The sequence below is a fragment of the uncultured Bradyrhizobium sp. genome (genome assembly GCF_936928535.1).
GTDB lineage: Bacteria > Pseudomonadota > Alphaproteobacteria > Rhizobiales > Xanthobacteraceae > Bradyrhizobium.
Map to the genome: position 1 here is coordinate 1 of NZ_CAKZHY010000165.1, position 15,192 is coordinate 15,192.

Consider the following 15,192-nt stretch of genomic DNA (forward strand, 5'->3'; position numbering starts at 1 on the left):
GCCTCGAAGGGCGACGGCCCGGCTGCATCTCGGCCGTTCATCCTTCGAGGCTCCCGACGCGACGCTTTGCATCGCGTCACTCGCACCTCCAGCGACAATGGCTTCGCCATTGCGCGGGGATGACGGAACTCGCCGCCTGGACTCGGCGCCACTCACCCCACCGCTTCCTTCCGCCCCGGCCCCGCATGCACATGCACCTGCTTGGCATGGAGCGGCTCGCCGCATTCCGAGCACACCATGACTGGGTCGAACAGCTTGCCGCAGCTCTTGTGCTCGTGCAGCAGCGGGCGGCCGCGCTCGTCGCCCATGTGGGTGTCGCCCCAATGCACCATCGCCATGATGACGGGATAGAGGTCGAGGCCTTTCTGCGTCAGGATGTATTCGTAGCGCTTCGGCGCTTCGGAATAGGGCACGCGGCGCAGGATGCCGAAGCGGACCAGCTTCTTCAGCCGCTCCGAGAGCAAGTGTCGCGTGATCTGGAGCGAGGACTGGAACGCCTCGAAGCGACGCACGCGCAGAAAACATTCGCGCAGGATCAACAGCGTCCAGCGGTCGCCGACCGCGGCCACAGTGCGGGAGAGCGAGCATTGCTCCTCGTCCAGCGTGTCCCACTTCATGATCCCGTCTCCGATCTAAGTCTGAAAAAGGAACTGACTTGAACGATCAGTACTATTTCTTGAGAAGGCTAGCATTTAGCTGCGATATTTGACAGTTCTATTTTAGAACTATAGCCTCGGCTCCAATCAGATACTCTCACCGGAGGAGGCAACCTTGCCCAAGCGAAACGCGACAGCTGCCGTGATCGGGGCCGGCGATTTCATCGGCTCCGAGATCGCCAAGAAGTTCGCTGCCGAAGGCTTCTCGATCTACGCAGGCCGCCGCAACGGCGACAAGCTGGCGCCGCTGGTCAAGGACATCGAAGCCGCCGGCGGCGAGATCCACGCGCGTTCGCTCGATGCGCGGAAGGAGGAGGAGGTCATCTCCTTCCTTGGCGATGCCGACAAGCATGCGCCGCTGGAGGTCTGCATCTTCAATGTCGGCGCCAACGTCAATTTCCCCATCCTCGACACCACCGAGCGGGTGTTTCGCAAGGTCTGGGAGATGGCCTGCTATTCCGGCTTCCTCGCCGGGCGCGAGGCGGCGCGGCTGATGCTGGCGCGCGGCGGCGGCAAGATCTTCTTCACCGGCGCGACCGCGTCGTTGCGCGGTGGCAGCGGCTTTGCCGCGTTTGCCAGCGCCAAGTTCGGCTTGCGCGCCGTGGCGCAGGCAATGGCGCGCGAGCTCGGCCCGAAGAACATCCACGTCGCTCATCTCATCATCGATTCCGGTGTCGACACCGAATGGGTGCGGCAGCGCCGGCTCGAGGCGCTCGGCCCCAACGCGCTCGACAATCCTGATCTCTTGATGCCGCCGTCGGCGGTGGCGGACTCCTATTGGCAGCTCTATCAGCAGCCCAGGAGCGCCTGGACCTTCGAGATGGAGATCCGCCCGTTCGGCGAGAAATGGTGACCGCGGCGCAAGAGTCCGGCTAGACTGAACCCAACCCAAGCAAAATTCCGGGAGGTACTTTAGTGAAGACCGCGATCACCGAACTGTTCGGCATCGAGCATCCCATCATCCAGGGCGGCATGCATTTCGTCGGCTTTGCCGAACTGGCTGCCGCCGTCTCCAATGCCGGCGGGCTCGGCATCATCACCGGCCTCACCCAGAAGACACCGGAGCTGCTGGCCAAGGAGATCGCGCGCTGCCGCGACATGACCGACAAGCCGTTCGGCGTGAACCTCACCTTCCTGCCGACCTTCGCGACACCGCCTTACCCGGAATACATCGCGGCCATCGTCGAGGGCGGCATCAAGGTCGTGGAGACCGCCGGCCGCAGCCCCGAGCAATACATGCCGGCGCTGAAAGCGGCCGGCATCAAGGTCATCCACAAATGCACCTCGGTGCGTCATTCGCTGAAGGCCGAGCGGATCGGCTGCGACGCCGTCAGCGTCGACGGCTTCGAGTGCGGCGGCCATCCCGGCGAGGACGACATTCCCAACATGATCCTGCTGCCGCGCGCGGCGGAGGAATTGAAGATCCCGTTCGTGGCCTCCGGCGGCATGGCGGACGGGCGCAGCCTCGTCGCGGCCCTGTCGTTGGGCGCGTCCGGCATGAACATGGGCACGCGTTTCATTGCGACCAAGGAAGCCCCTGTGCATCAGAATGTGAAGAACGCGCTGGTCGCGGCAACCGAGCTCGACACCCGCCTGATCATGCGAAGCTTGCGCAACACCGAGCGCGTGCTCAAGAATGCCAACGTCGATCGCCTGCTCGATATCGAGCGTGAGAAGGGCGCCAAGCTGACCATCGACGACATCCACGACCAGGTCGCGGGCGTCTATCCCAAGATCATGCTGGACGGGCAGATGGATGCCGGCGCCTGGAGCTGCGGCATGGTCGCGGGCCTCATCCACGACATCCCCTCCTGCAAGGAACTCGTCGATCGCATCATGAGCGAGGCGGAACAGATCATCCGCAACAGGCTGATGGGGTTCCTGGATGGGACGGGTGCGACGCGAAAGGTCGCCTGACACCGCCAAACTTCTTAACCACGGCGGCACTTGGCCGCTGGAATTGCCCGCGACGCCTCCTAAATAGGAGTAAATTACTCCTTAACTCATCAATTTCAGGAGGCGTCCGTGGTCCTGAAAAGCGTTCCTTTTGCGGTTGCCTTTGCCCTCGTGGTCGCATGGGGCGGTATCGCGCGCGCTGACGACTACAAGCCTGACGAATATCTCGGTCTCGATCTCTCCAAGGCCGTGCTGTCGCCGAAGCGGCTCGGGCCCGAGACGCAGTTCGCTCCCGTTGCGTTGGAGGCGAAGGACGGCAATGAGGCGCAGGCCCGCGCTGAGCCGGTCGACGTGCCGAAGAAGGTCGCGGCCGAACGCGTGCGCGTGTCCGAGCCGAAGATCGCTCACACCAGGAGCGCACAGCCGCGCGGCGCAGCCCGCACCAAGCTCGCGCATCGCCACGGCAATCCGCTCGACGCGCAGGCGATGGACACGCGCATCCAGACCTGGCCGTGTCGCTCCGGCGGCATCTGCAACTGGAAGCACTAGTCCGAGACTCGCTTGTGGCCATCCTTCGAGACGCCCGCCTTTCGGCGGGCCCTCAGGATGAGGGCCGAGTGTGCGGCAGCTGTTTCAGTGGCGCCGATGCCGCTTAGCCTCATCCTGAGGAGACCGCGGAGCGGTCGTCTCGAAGGACGAGGCGTTTGCGCAGGTCGCTCAAAAGCGCGTATGCATCGTGGCTGCGCTGAAGCAGCCCAACACCGTCATCCCCACGTCGCAAAACCGTAGGTTCGGAGTCAAGAAACCGTAAGCCAGCCGTCAAACGGCGCAGGCACCTTCCGTCGCGATTCGACGAAGGTTTCCCTGATGGCAACGCTCCGCGCCTCGCGCGCATGGACCCGGCGACAGTTTCTGGTCCGCTCCACCTCCGCTCTCGCCATCGCCTCGCTCGCAACGCCCCGCATCAGCCGCGCCGCCGACCGCCCGCAGATCGCGGGCGGCATCCAGTCGGGCGACGTCTCGGACGGCTCGGCGATAATCTGGGCGCGCGCGGACCGGCCCGCGCGGATGCAAGTCGAATGCTCGACTGTCGAAAGTTTTAAAACCATCATCGCGTCCGCCTCGCGCGACGCTCTGCCTGACGCAGACTTCACCGCGAAACTTCTGCTCGACGATCTGCCGCCCGGGCAAGACATCTTCTATCGCGTCCGCTTCGACGACATCGCGACCGGCATCGCTGGCGAAAGCCGCAACGGTCATTTCCGCACCGCGCCGGCAGCTGGGCAGTCGATCTCGTTCCTGTGGTCGGGCGACGTCGCGGGGCAGGGCTGGGGTATCGACATCGCGCGCGGCGGCTATCGCTGCTATCGTACGATGCTGGACAACCGCCCGAATTTCTTCATCCACTCCGGCGATCACATCTATGCCGACTGCACCATTCCGTCCGAGCAGAAGCTGCCGAACGGCGAGATCTGGCGCAACCTCGTGACCGAGGAGAAATCCGAGGTGGCGCACACGCTGGCGCAGTTCCGCGGCAACTACAAATACAATCACCTCGACGAACATTTTCGCGCCTTCCACGCCGAGGTGCCGATGTTCGCGCAATGGGACGATCACGAGGTCACCAACGACTGGTCGCCGACCGGCAGCTATGACGAGGCCGGTTATGAGGACGACGGCACGCCGCGCCTGGTCGCGCGGGCGCGCCGTGCCTTCTTCGACTTCATGCCGATCCGGGACATCGGCGCGCGGCAGGGGCGGGTCTATCGCAAGATCGCTTACGGCCCGCTGCTCGATGTCTTCATGATCGACATGCGCAGCTACCGCGACGACCTCTGGAACAAGGGCGACGATCATCGCGGCTGGATCCTCGGTGCCGAGCAGCTCGCCTGGCTGAAGCGCGAGCTTGCCGCCTCGCGCGCGACCTGGAAAGTGATCGCGGCCGATCTGCCGATCGGGCTGATCAGCCTCGATGCCGTCGCGCTCGGCGACGGCCCGCCCGATAGACGCGAGCACGAGATCGCCGGTCTGCTCGCATTCATCAAGCGCGCTGGTATCAGCAACATTGTCTGGCTCACCGCCGACATGCACTACACCGCCGCGCATTACTACGATCCCAACAAGGCGCAGTTTAGGGAATTCGTGCCGTTCTGGGAGTTCGTCTCCGGCCCGCTCCATGCCGGCACCTGGGGCCCAGGCGAGCTCGACAACACGTTCGGTCCCGTGGCGATGTACCGGAATGGTTGCAGCGAAGCCCAGGGCGACAATCTCGCACCGTGCTTCGGCCTGCAGTTCTTCGGCCGCGTCGACATCGACGGCCGAAGCGGCGTGATGACGGTGACCCTGAAGGACGTCGACAACCGCGATCTCTGGTCGGTTGATATCCAGCCGCAGCCGCAGGCTCGTCCCGCGATTGTGGCGCAGCATTAGTGAGGGCGGGCCACTCTCAGCCCCAGTCGTCATGCCCGGGCTTGTCCCGGCCATCCACGTTCTTCGTGCCGCAAGGCGTGGATGGCCGGGACAGGCCCGGCCATGACGATGAGGAAGCATTGCGCGCCCCAGCGCCTAACCCGATCTTGATTGGCTCCCCCGCGCCGGCCGCGCTATGATGGCCGTTCCCGCCACCTCTTTTCCATCACCGAAGAGTCTGCTCACGCGGCATCGCCGCGCGCATCCGGCGGGCTGAAATACCTCAGGGAGCCTGTTCAATGGACAATCTGAAAACGCAGGGCATCAGCATGCCCAAGCTCGGCCTCGGCACCTTCCGCATGCAGGGCGATGTCTGCCGCGCCGCAGTCGAGAGCGCGCTGTCGATCGGCTACCGGCATATCGATACTGCCGAAATGTATGGCAACGAGGAGGCGATCGGTGCCGCGCTCGCGGCGGCCTCCGTGCCGCGCGGCGAACTGCACGTCACGACGAAAGTCTGGCACGAGAACCTGGCGCCGGACGCGATCCGCCGCGCCTTCGACGCCAGCTTGAAGAAGCTCAGGCTCGACCATGTCGACCTCTATCTCGTGCACTGGCCGTCGAGATCGGCGAACTGGGGCGCTGTGTTCGAGACCTTGATGAAGCTGAAAGAGGAGGGGCGGACGCGGGCGATCGGCGTCGCCAATTTCACCACCGCGCTGCTCAAGATTGCCGTCGAGGACGTCAAGGCGCCGATCGCCTGCAACCAGATCGAATATCATGCGATGCTGGATCAATCGAAGGTGCTGGCCTATCTCAAGGCGAAATCGATCCCGCTCGTCGCCTATTGCCCGCTGGCGCAGGGACGCTTTGCCACCGACCCCGTGCTCGCCGAGATCGGCGCCAGGCACAATGCGAGCGCGGCACAGGTCGCATTGAAATGGCTGCTCGACCAGGACGGCGTCGCCGCGATCCCGAAGGCATCACGCCGCGAGAGCCAACAGACCAATCTCGATGCGCTGAAGATCAAGCTGGATGATGCCGATCGCCAGAAGATCGCCGCGCTGCCGAAGGACAAGCGCTGCGTCAATCCGGGCTTCGGACCGGCATGGGATTAGTCGCTGTCATCCTTTTCCCCTGTGGAAGCGCGATCGCATATGGGAGCGATTCGCTGTGGCCATCCTTCGAGACGCCCGCCGCTGGCGGGCCCTCAGGATGAGGATCCAATGTGCGGCTCTGATTTTGAGGAGCTCCGATGCTGCTTAGCCTCATCCTGAGGAGACCGCGAAGCGGTCGTCTCGAAGGACGAGGCGCGCGCTCAGATCGCGCTAAATGCTATTGCGATGTCCTTCTCGCAGGGGAGAACGTACGCACAGAAATGGCCCCGAAAAGGGGGCCATTTCCATATCGCGTCAGCGCATTAGTCCCAGTGGCGATGACCGCGCTTGATCACCACAACGCGGTCGTGATGGTGCCAGCCGCGATGCCAGCCATTGTCACGATGCTCGCGGAACTCGGCGCGGGCGCCGTACATGCCGTGATGGCCGTGCTTGACGATCACAGTCTCAGCACTTGCCAGCGTGGGCGCCGCAACCGCGAGCGCACCCAGAGCGGCAACGACATAACCAAGCTTCTTCATGATGTCCTCCTCCAATCGAATGCAAAATTAAACTGCGCATTCGCGTGAACGTTCCGCAGGAACGGGAAGAGAATTCTGAATGGATGTTCAGCATCAGGACGATTGCTGAGTGCAGCGTTGCTGCGGAGGCGTCGGCGCGCCGGTCTTGACGTATTTGCCGTCCCTGATCGTGTATTCGCCCCGCTCGCTGCGATTGTAGATGGCGCGCAGGCTGCCGTCCTTCGCAAGCATCACTCCGAATTCGCGCGTCTGGCGCAGCGACGGGAAGTACACCGTCAGGGCGAGCAGGCCTTCGGCGTTGACGGTGGCGGACACGACCTCGTTCTCGTCCTTGGCGTCGCCGAAGTTGCGGCGGTACATCACCCGGCCATCCCCGCGGATTTCGTAAGTGAGCAGCGCGCCCTGGTCGCGGTTCGGTCGGGCCGTGCAGTCGATCGCCCATGAGCCGAGCAGGCCCCATTGTTCGACCGTCGCGGCGAGCGTTTCGGCATGCGCGAGGGGCGCGAACGCAATCCAAAGCATCGCCGCCGTGGTCCAGCGGCTCAAACAACGCGTCATGTCCTGAAAGGCCCCGCCTCGAAGAATTCCAAATTGTAGCATCCCGCGGCGGATCGTCCACGGCAGCCCTCCACCGCGCGCGAATTTGATCCGCGTCAATGAGACCGGAGCTATCAGGGGTAGGATGGCGCTCCCGAAGGCGAACGTGGTGAGAGCGATGCTGAATCAAGTGATGGATTTCGCGGGCGAGGTGCTGCCGGGAAGCCGTGCCGCGCCGCCCAGTTCCGAGACCGCGTTTCTGGCCGAGTTGGGCGAGCGGTTGAAGTCGTCGCGCGCCCGCTGCGAGCTGTCCCGCAGGGAGCTGGCCCGTCGCTCCGGGATTTCGGAGCGCTACATCGCCCAGATCGAGGCCGGCAAGGGCAACGTCTCGATCGTCCTGCTGCTGCGGCTTGCCTCCGCGATCCATGGTAGCCAGCCCCAGGCTGCCTAGGGCATGATGAGATTAGATTCGAATGTCGCGCCAAGGGAGGTGCGCTCCTTCCCCCGCTTGCGGGGAAGGGTTAGGGAGAGGGTATATCTGCAACGGGACAATCCCCCAGAGGAAAGAACCCTCACCCGGCGCTGCGCGCCGACCTCTCCCGCAAGCGGGAGAGGTGCACCGAACTCGCGGCCGTCCGATCGACCTAAGCACATCCCGCTTTAAGCGGACCTCACGCCCGCTTCTCCACATTGGCGCTGCGAGCGGGCACGCCGAACTCCTTGCGGCAGACTTCTGCCAGTACCGCGACGCCCTCGCGGATCTGCTGGTGCGAGGGGCTGGCAAAGCACAGCCGCAGCCGCGAGCCGGAGTAGCCCTTATTGGTCGACCATTCCGGCCCCGGATTGATCGCAACGCCGGCGGCGAGCGCCGCCTGGTAGAGCTTGAGCGTATCGACCTGGTCGGGCAGCTTCACCCACAGGAAGATGCCGCCCTTGGGAGCCTCGAACTCGGCCGCGGTCCCGAATTGCTCGTTCAGGGCTTCCATCAGCGTGTCGAGCTTGGTGCGAAGTGCCTTGGTCAACGCCGGCACGTGGCTCGCGAAATGCGGCTTGCAATAGGTGGCGAGCACCATCTGCTCCAGCGCGCCGGAGCCGGCATCCGTCTTCAGCGCCAGCATCCGCGACATCACATCCCAGGGCGCCACGATGAAGCCGACCCGCAGCGCCGGCGCGATCGACTTCGAGAACGAGCCGACATGGATCACCCCGCCATTCCCGCTCATCGCGTAGATCGCCGGCGGCCGCTGTCCGGACCAGACCAGGTCGGCATAGCAATCGTCCTCGAAGACTGGCACGCCATATTCGGCCGACAGGCGCAGCAATTCGGCGCGGCGGCTCTCCGGCATGATGCTGCCGGTCGGATTCTGCACGGTCGGAATGGTGTAGATGTATTTCGGCCGGATGCCGCGGCCCTTCAGCTCGGCGAGCGTCGAGGCCAGCGCATCCATCCGCATGCCGTCGTCGTCGAGGGGAATGCCGACGGTGTTGACGCCGAGCCGCGTCAGCCGCTGCAGCGCGCCTTGATACGTTTCCTGCTCGACGATCACGGTGTCGCCGCGCGACAGCAGCGTGGTGTTGACGAGGTCGAGCGCCTGCAGCGAGCCGGACACGATCATGAGATCGTTGGCCGTGCAGCTGATACCGGCATCGCGCTTCAGCTTTGTCACCAGGAATTCGCGCAAGGGTAGGTAACCCTGCGGGCCATGCGCCAGCCCGTAGGTGGAGAGCGACCGGCCCTCGCGTTGCAGGGCTTGAGTGGCGGCCTCGATCAGCGCGTCGAGCGGCAGCTGTTCGGAATCGTTGTTGCCGCCGACGAAGCTGTATTTGGCAAGGCCCGTCCAGCGCGCAGAAGGGGCCGGCAGCCCTGCGGGAAACAGAGGCGCGAAATCGAAGCTGGACGTCATGGGGTGTTCCTCGTTGGTTTCTTATTGAGCCGCCGGTCTGGTGCCGACTGCGATTTCGATGATGCCATCATGCCAGTGTTTTGCCCGACGGGTCAAACATAATTCGTAAAATGCGAAATTTGTCGCGTGGAGCGAATAAGCCAATGATTTTGCGGATTGGGCTACTGTGCATGGGGTTGTTTTCGGGCTTGTGCCTTACTTCTTGCCCACCGTCCTGGTCGGACGGCCCTGGCTGATGAAAGCGTAATGCGCATTGGCGACGCCGCCAACCATCAAGGCTTCGACGACAGGCTCGGCGATCTCCCCCGTCGCGGCCCAGTCCACGATGAAGTTCGCCCCTGTCCCGCCACGCACGTCGTCGGTCGGAATGACGATCGAGATCGTGGCGAGCGGCTTCACGGCGACAGGCGCCTTCAGATAGCTCTCGATCTGCTTGCCCGCGGTGTCGAAATAGGCGATGCGCCTGACCACGAGGGCTTGCGTCTCGGAGGCATTGTGGACGCTCAGCGTCACCGAGAAATCCACCCGCAGCTTGCCCTGGCTCATCGCCACGCTGGAATAGGCCGGCACGTAGAATCCACCGGTGACGGCGAGTTCCTCCTTCGGCATTGCCGTCAGCGAATCGGCGAAGGTCTGCTCGAGGTTTACCTTGGGCTGCGCGGAGGCCGGTCCGGCGAAGGCGAGGGGGCATAGCAGCATTGCAGCGGCGAGGCCCGCCCGCATGTGACGAATTGCTCGTTTGCCGCGCTGCACCCGGTCTCTAGGGTGCGGCAAAACGGACTGATCTGGCATGCACGAACTCATTCGCGACATCACTCTCTGTATCCTGTTTGCCTGGATGCTGGGCCTCGTTGCCCATTTCTCCCGGCAACCGCTGATCCTGGCCTACCTTATCGCCGGCTTCTGCATAGGTCCATTCGGCGCCGGCTGGGTCAAGTCGCAGGAATCGATCAGCGTCATCTCCGAGCTCGGCCTGATCTTCATGCTGTTCATGATCGGCCTCGAGATCGACCTGAAGAAGATCGTGCGGGCCGGCAAGGTGATCCTGTTCGCGGCCGGCGGCCAGCTCATCGGCGGCTGCCTGCTCGGCATCCTGTTCTTTGCGGGTCTCGGGCTCTCGCTCGGCGGCGGCCATTTCGATGCGCTCTATCTCTGCATCGCCTGTGCGCTGTCCTCGACCGTCATCATCGTCAAGGTGCTCTACGAGAAGCGCGAGCTCGACACCTTGCCCGGCCGCATCACCCTCGGCGTGCTGGTGCTGCAGGACATCTTCGCGATCCTATTCCTGGCGGTGCAGCCGAGCCTTGCGGATTTGCAGGTCAGCGTCATCCTGGTCTCGATCGGCCGCGTCGCGGTGCTGGTCGCGGCCGCCCTGCTGGTCAGCCGCTATGTGCTGCCGCGCCTGTTCCACCAGATCGCGCGGCGGCCCGAGCTGATCCTGCTCGGCGCGCTGGCCTGGTGCTTTCTCGTCGCCGAGACCGCCGAGCAGCTGTCGCTCTCCCGCGAGATGGGCGCGCTGATATCAGGCGTCTCGCTCTCGACCTTTCCCTACGCGCTCGACGTCACGGCCAAGGTCACGACGCTGCGCGACTTCTTCATCACGCTGTTCTTCGTGGCGCTCGGCATGACCATTCCGGTGCCCGGTCTTTCGGTAATCGGGCTGGCCTTGATGATCGCTGCGTTCACGGTGGTGAGCCGCCTCGTCACCACCTTCACGCCGCTCTACCTGATGAAGCAGGGCCTGCGCGCGAGCCTGCTGCCGGCGATCAATCTGGCGCAGATCTCCGAGTTCTCGCTGGTGGTGATCCAGACCGGCGTCGCCGACAACCACATCGCGCCGGAAACGGCGAATGCGGCCTCGTTCGCCTTCGTGGTGCTGGCGGTGCTGTCGACCTTCGTCATGACGCGCAGCGACGAGATCACCCGCTGGGCGATCGGCCCGCTCAAGCGGATCGGCCTGCGCGATCTCGACCATGGCAACGGCCACCCTGATGAGGGACACGAGGGCGGCCACGGCGAAGCGCGCCGCATCGTCATCCTCGGCTTTTTCCGTGCGGCGAGCGCGCTGCTTGCCGAGATCGAGCGGCAGGCCCCGGTGCTGCTGGAGCAGATCACGGTGATCGACTTCAACCCCAATGTGTACCAGACCCTGCTCTCGCGCGGCCTGCACGTGATCTATGGCGATATCAGCAACGTCGACACGCTGCTGCATGCCGGGATCGGCAAGTCCGAGATGATCATCCTCAGCGTGCCGGACGCGCTTCTGAAGGGCGCCAGCAACGAGAAGCTGGTCCGCCACGTCCGCACCCTCAACCCGAATGCCCTGATCGTCGGCACGGCCGATCTGCTGTCCGATGTCGGCGAACTCTATGCGGCCGGCGCCAGCTACGTCACCGTGACCCGGCTCAGCGACGCTCATGAATTGTTTACGGTGATCGAGGCGGCCCAGGCCGGCCTGCTGGCCGATAAGCGCGCAGAGCTCGATGCTCGGCTTGGCGAGCGGCGCGAAGTGCTGCCCTGACGGCTGCCAGCCGTCTTCCACCCGGCCGAGATGCGCCTATATCGCTGGTATCTCGGTGCAAGCCCGCCCGGGAGCGGCCTTCGGGCATATGCGGTTGCATCCAGGACACTAGCGCTGGGGTCCAAGTCCAGCTAAGGCGTCCGTAAACTCCGGCCCATAACCGATAGAGATTGGGACATGCCCGATACCGTCCAGGAAGTCTTGCAGGCCTTTGCGAAGGGCGAGCTCGTCGTCGTGACCGATGACGAAGACCGCGAGGGCGAGGGCGATCTGATCGTCGCCGCCTCATTCTGCACGGCGGAAAAGATGGCCTTCATCATCCGCCACACCTCCGGCATCGTTTGCGCGCCTGTTACCACCGAGGATGCGCGCCGGCTGCGGCTCGACCCGATGGTCGCCCACAACGATTCCGCGCACACCACCGCCTTCACGGTCTCGATCGACTACAAGCCCGACGGCGGCACCGGCATCTCGGCCGAGGAGCGCGCCTCCTGCTGCCGCGCGCTGTCCAATCCCAATGTCGGCGCCAATGACTTCGCCCGCCCGGGCCACATCTTCCCGCTGATCGCCAAGGACGGCGGCGTGCTGCTGCGCTCCGGCCACACCGAGGCCGCGGTCGATCTCTGCAAGCTCTCAGGGCTCCCGCCGGTCGGTGTCATCAGCGAATTGATGAACGACGACGGCAGCGTGATGAAGGGCGAGCAAGTCGCCCAGTTCGCCGTCAAGCACAAGCTGAAGCACGTCACTATCGCCGACATGATCGCTTACCGGCAGGCGCGCGAAAAGCTGATCGAGCGGGTCTCGACCTTCACCACCGAAAGCCCGATCGGGCCGCTGCAGGGCTATGCCTACCGTTCGCCGTTCGATTCCATCGCCCACGTTGCCTTCGTTTACAACGGCGTCGGCGATGGCAAGAATGTGCTAACGCGCTTCCACAAGCCGAACATCGTCAAGGACACCTTTACCGGCCACAAGCGCATGGCCGTCGTCCTCGAGCACTTCAAGAAGTCCGGTCGCGGCGTATTGGTGTATTTGCGCGATGGCGCGGCCGGCGTTCCCGTGTCGCCGCTGCCGGATGAGACGGCAACGGAGGCCGACCGCAACCGCCAGTGGCGCGAGGTCGGCGTCGGCGCGCAGATCCTGCGCGACCTCGGCGTCACCTCGATCCGCCATCTCACCTCGTCGGTGCACGATTACAAGGGCCTCTCGGGCTTCGGTATCGAGATCGTCGCCAACGAGCAGCTCGAAAGCTAGCGCTGTCATCCCGGGTCGCGCTTCGCATCCCCGGGGTGCGCGAAGTGCATCCCCGGGATCCACGCAAGACCCCACATCTGCAATGCAATTGCACTTGTTGCCGCGGCGCTCTAGTTTGTCCGGCAATTTTTCGACGGAACCAGACCCGAAAGGACGTTTCATGAGCGTGCGCCCTCAGACCAAGGACAAGCCGGCTGCGGCTTCCTTCCAGTGGGACGATCCGTTCCTGCTCGACGAGCAGCTGACCGAAGACGAGCGTATGGTACGTGACACGGCGCGTGCCTACGCCCAGGACAAGCTGCAGCCGCGCGTCACCAAGGCCTATCTGGAAGAGAAGACCGATCGCGAGATCTTCAACGAGATGGGCGAGCTCGGCCTGATCGGCATCACGCTGCCTGAGGAATATGGCTGCGCCAATGCGAGCTATGTGGCTTACGGCCTCGTCGCGCGCGAGATCGAGCGGGTCGATTCCGGCTATCGTTCGATGAACTCGGTGCAGTCCTCGCTGGTGATGTATCCGATCTACGCCTATGGCGATGAGAACCAGCGCAAGAAGTATTTGCCGAAGCTCGCCAGCGGCGAGTGGGTCGGCTGCTTCGGCTTGACCGAGCCCGATGCCGGCTCCGATCCCGCCGGGATGAAAACCCGCGCGGAAAAGGTCTCGGACGGCTATCGCCTGACCGGCAGCAAGATGTGGATCTCGAATGCGCCGATCGCCGACGTGTTCGTGATCTGGGCCAAGTCGGCCGAGCACGACAACCAGATCCGCGGCTTCGTGCTGGAAAAGGGCATGAAGGGCCTGTCGGCGCCGAAGATCGGCAGCAAGCTTAGCTTGCGCGCCTCAATCACCGGTGAGGTCGTGATGGACGGCGTCGTGGTGCCCGAAAGCGCGCTGCTGCCCAACGTCTCCGGCCTCAAGGGCCCGTTCGGCTGCCTCAACCGCGCCCGCTACGGCATCTCCTGGGGCGCGCTCGGTGCCGCCGAGGACTGCATGCATCGCGCCCGCCAGTACACGCTCGACCGCAAGCAGTTCGGCAAGCCGCTGGCCGCGACCCAGCTGGTGCAGAAGAAGCTCGCCGACATGGAGACGGAGATCGCGCTGGGCCTGCAGGGTAGCTTGCGCGTCGGCCGCCTGATGGACGAGGGCAAGTTCGCGCCCGAGATGATCTCGATCATGAAGCGCAACAATTGCGGCAAGGCCCTCGACATCGCCCGCGTCGCCCGCGACATGCATGGCGGCAACGGCATCTCCGCCGAATTCCACGTGATGCGCCACGTCCACAACCTTGAGACTGTCAACACCTACGAGGGCACCCACGACGTCCATGCCCTGATCCTGGGCCGTGCGATCACGGGCATTCAGGCGTTTTTCTGATAGCGTTCTCCGAGCTTTCCGGGGCGCGCTTTTTTAGCGCCCCGGAGTGACGTCAAAGAACAAAGAAGAAGCCATGTCCGACAACGACGACGTCCCGTTCAACCGCAACTTTCCGCTGAAGGCGGGTGTCGTCGAGGAAGTCCGCCCCGGCGTGAGGCGCGTGCTCTGTAATAATCCGAGCCCGTTCACCTTCACCGGAACCGTTAGCTACATCGTCGGCACCGGCAACGTCGCGATCATCGATCCCGGTCCTGATGATGAGGCCCATGCGGCCGCACTGCTCGATGCAGTCAGGGGCGAGACGGTGAGCCATATCTTCGTCACCCACACCCACCGCGATCACTCGCCGAACACGGCGCGGATCAAGCAGGCGACCGGCGCGCCTGTTTATGCCGAGGGCCCGCACCGGGCCTCGCGGCCGCGCTTCGAGAGCGAGAAGCACAATCCGGAATCCGGGTCCGACCGCGACTTCGTGCCCGATATCAGGATCACCCATGGTGACGTTGTCGAAGGCGCCGGCTGGCGGCTCGAGGCCGTGGCGACACCCGGTCACACGGCCAACCATCTTGCCTTTGCCTGGCCCGACCGGAAGTTCAACTTCGTCGGCGATCACGTGATGGGCTGGTCGACCTCGATAGTGGCGCCGCCCGACGGCTCGATGATCGATTACATGGAATCGCTCGACCGGCTCGCTGCGCGCGAGGAGGGTGTGTATTTCTCGGGCCACGGCCCGGAGATCCCGGAGGGCCAGCGCTTCGTGCGCTTCCTGATCCGGCACCGCAAGGCGCGCGAGGCCTCGATCCTGCACCGCCTCGCCAAGGGCGAGACTGACATCCCGACCATGGTCCGCGCGATCTATATCGGCATCGACCCGCGCCTGACGACGGCCGCCGGCTATTCCGTGCTTGCGCACCTGGAAGATCTCGTCGCGCGCGGCATCGTCGCGACGGATGGCGATCCCGTGATTGGCGGGACCTACCGGATGGCGAACGCCTAGCTCT

Annotated in this window: 15 protein-coding genes; 10 read left to right on the top strand and 5 right to left on the bottom strand. The window is 64.2% G+C overall.

Annotation, left to right across the window (positions count from 1 at the left end; translation table 11 throughout):
- Positions 1–152 precede the first annotated feature (152 nt).
- Positions 153–617: a helix-turn-helix domain-containing protein gene (locus tag Q0687_RS30450; RefSeq protein ID WP_298885132.1), complete on the bottom strand. Its 465-nt coding sequence runs from the start codon at positions 615–617 to the stop codon at positions 153–155.
- Positions 618–771: 154 nt separating this feature from the next.
- On the opposite strand from Q0687_RS30450, the gene Q0687_RS30455 reads away from it, so the two are divergent.
- The 5 genes from Q0687_RS30455 (at position 772) to Q0687_RS30475 (ending at position 6,079) form a co-directional block, all read left to right on the top strand.
- On the top strand, positions 772–1,509 hold the full coding sequence (locus Q0687_RS30455) for an SDR family oxidoreductase (protein ID WP_298885133.1): 738 nt from the start codon (positions 772–774) through the stop codon (positions 1,507–1,509).
- A gap of 62 nt (positions 1,510–1,571) precedes the next feature.
- On the top strand, positions 1,572–2,573 hold the full coding sequence (locus Q0687_RS30460) for a nitronate monooxygenase family protein (RefSeq protein ID WP_298885134.1): 1,002 nt from the start codon (positions 1,572–1,574) through the stop codon (positions 2,571–2,573).
- Positions 2,574–2,681: 108 nt separating this feature from the next.
- Positions 2,682–3,101: a hypothetical protein gene (locus Q0687_RS30465; RefSeq protein WP_298885135.1), complete on the top strand. Its 420-nt coding sequence runs from the start codon at positions 2,682–2,684 to the stop codon at positions 3,099–3,101.
- 318 nt (positions 3,102–3,419) lie between these two features.
- Complete coding sequence (locus Q0687_RS30470) at positions 3,420–4,982, top strand: alkaline phosphatase D family protein (RefSeq protein ID WP_298885146.1); 1,563 nt, start codon at positions 3,420–3,422, stop codon at positions 4,980–4,982.
- A gap of 278 nt (positions 4,983–5,260) precedes the next feature.
- Positions 5,261–6,079, top strand: a complete 819-nt coding sequence (locus Q0687_RS30475; protein ID WP_298885148.1) for an aldo/keto reductase — start codon at positions 5,261–5,263, stop codon at positions 6,077–6,079.
- 302 nt (positions 6,080–6,381) lie between these two features.
- On the opposite strand, the gene Q0687_RS30480 is transcribed toward Q0687_RS30475, so the two are convergent.
- Together Q0687_RS30480 and Q0687_RS30485 are read right to left on the bottom strand one after the other, a co-directional pair.
- On the bottom strand, positions 6,382–6,600 hold the full coding sequence (locus Q0687_RS30480; protein WP_298885150.1) for a hypothetical protein: 219 nt from the start codon (positions 6,598–6,600) through the stop codon (positions 6,382–6,384).
- 93 nt (positions 6,601–6,693) lie between these two features.
- Positions 6,694–7,158: a hypothetical protein gene (locus Q0687_RS30485; RefSeq protein ID WP_298885152.1), complete on the bottom strand. Its 465-nt coding sequence runs from the start codon at positions 7,156–7,158 to the stop codon at positions 6,694–6,696.
- 157 nt (positions 7,159–7,315) lie between these two features.
- Here Q0687_RS30485 and Q0687_RS30490 point away from each other — a divergent pair, with 157 nt between their 5' ends.
- On the top strand, positions 7,316–7,588 hold the full coding sequence (locus Q0687_RS30490; protein WP_298885154.1) for a helix-turn-helix domain-containing protein: 273 nt from the start codon (positions 7,316–7,318) through the stop codon (positions 7,586–7,588).
- Between the two features lie 220 nt (positions 7,589–7,808).
- Here Q0687_RS30490 and Q0687_RS30495 read toward each other — a convergent pair whose 3' ends face one another.
- Positions 7,809–9,041 carry a PLP-dependent aminotransferase family protein gene (locus Q0687_RS30495; RefSeq protein WP_298885156.1) on the bottom strand — a complete coding sequence of 411 codons (1,233 nt, stop codon included), beginning with the start codon at positions 9,039–9,041 and terminating at the stop codon, positions 7,809–7,811.
- Between the two features lie 195 nt (positions 9,042–9,236).
- On the bottom strand, positions 9,237–9,764 hold the full coding sequence (locus Q0687_RS30500) for a DUF3124 domain-containing protein (RefSeq protein ID WP_298885158.1): 528 nt from the start codon (positions 9,762–9,764) through the stop codon (positions 9,237–9,239).
- Between the two features lie 67 nt (positions 9,765–9,831).
- Here Q0687_RS30500 and Q0687_RS30505 point away from each other — a divergent pair, with 67 nt between their 5' ends.
- The 4 genes from Q0687_RS30505 to Q0687_RS30520 all read left to right on the top strand — a co-directional run bounded on the left by Q0687_RS30505 (position 9,832) and on the right by Q0687_RS30520 (position 15,188).
- Positions 9,832–11,562 carry a cation:proton antiporter gene (locus Q0687_RS30505; RefSeq protein ID WP_298885160.1) on the top strand — a complete coding sequence of 577 codons (1,731 nt, stop codon included), beginning with the start codon at positions 9,832–9,834 and terminating at the stop codon, positions 11,560–11,562.
- A gap of 177 nt (positions 11,563–11,739) precedes the next feature.
- Entirely contained in the window at positions 11,740–12,816 is a 1,077-nt protein-coding gene (ribB, locus tag Q0687_RS30510; RefSeq protein ID WP_298885162.1) for a 3,4-dihydroxy-2-butanone-4-phosphate synthase, read from the top strand.
- Between the two features lie 160 nt (positions 12,817–12,976).
- Positions 12,977–14,191: an acyl-CoA dehydrogenase gene (locus tag Q0687_RS30515; RefSeq protein ID WP_298885164.1), complete on the top strand. Its 1,215-nt coding sequence runs from the start codon at positions 12,977–12,979 to the stop codon at positions 14,189–14,191.
- Between the two features lie 73 nt (positions 14,192–14,264).
- Positions 14,265–15,188 carry an MBL fold metallo-hydrolase gene (locus Q0687_RS30520; RefSeq protein ID WP_298885166.1) on the top strand — a complete coding sequence of 308 codons (924 nt, stop codon included), beginning with the start codon at positions 14,265–14,267 and terminating at the stop codon, positions 15,186–15,188.
- Positions 15,189–15,192 lie beyond the last annotated feature (4 nt).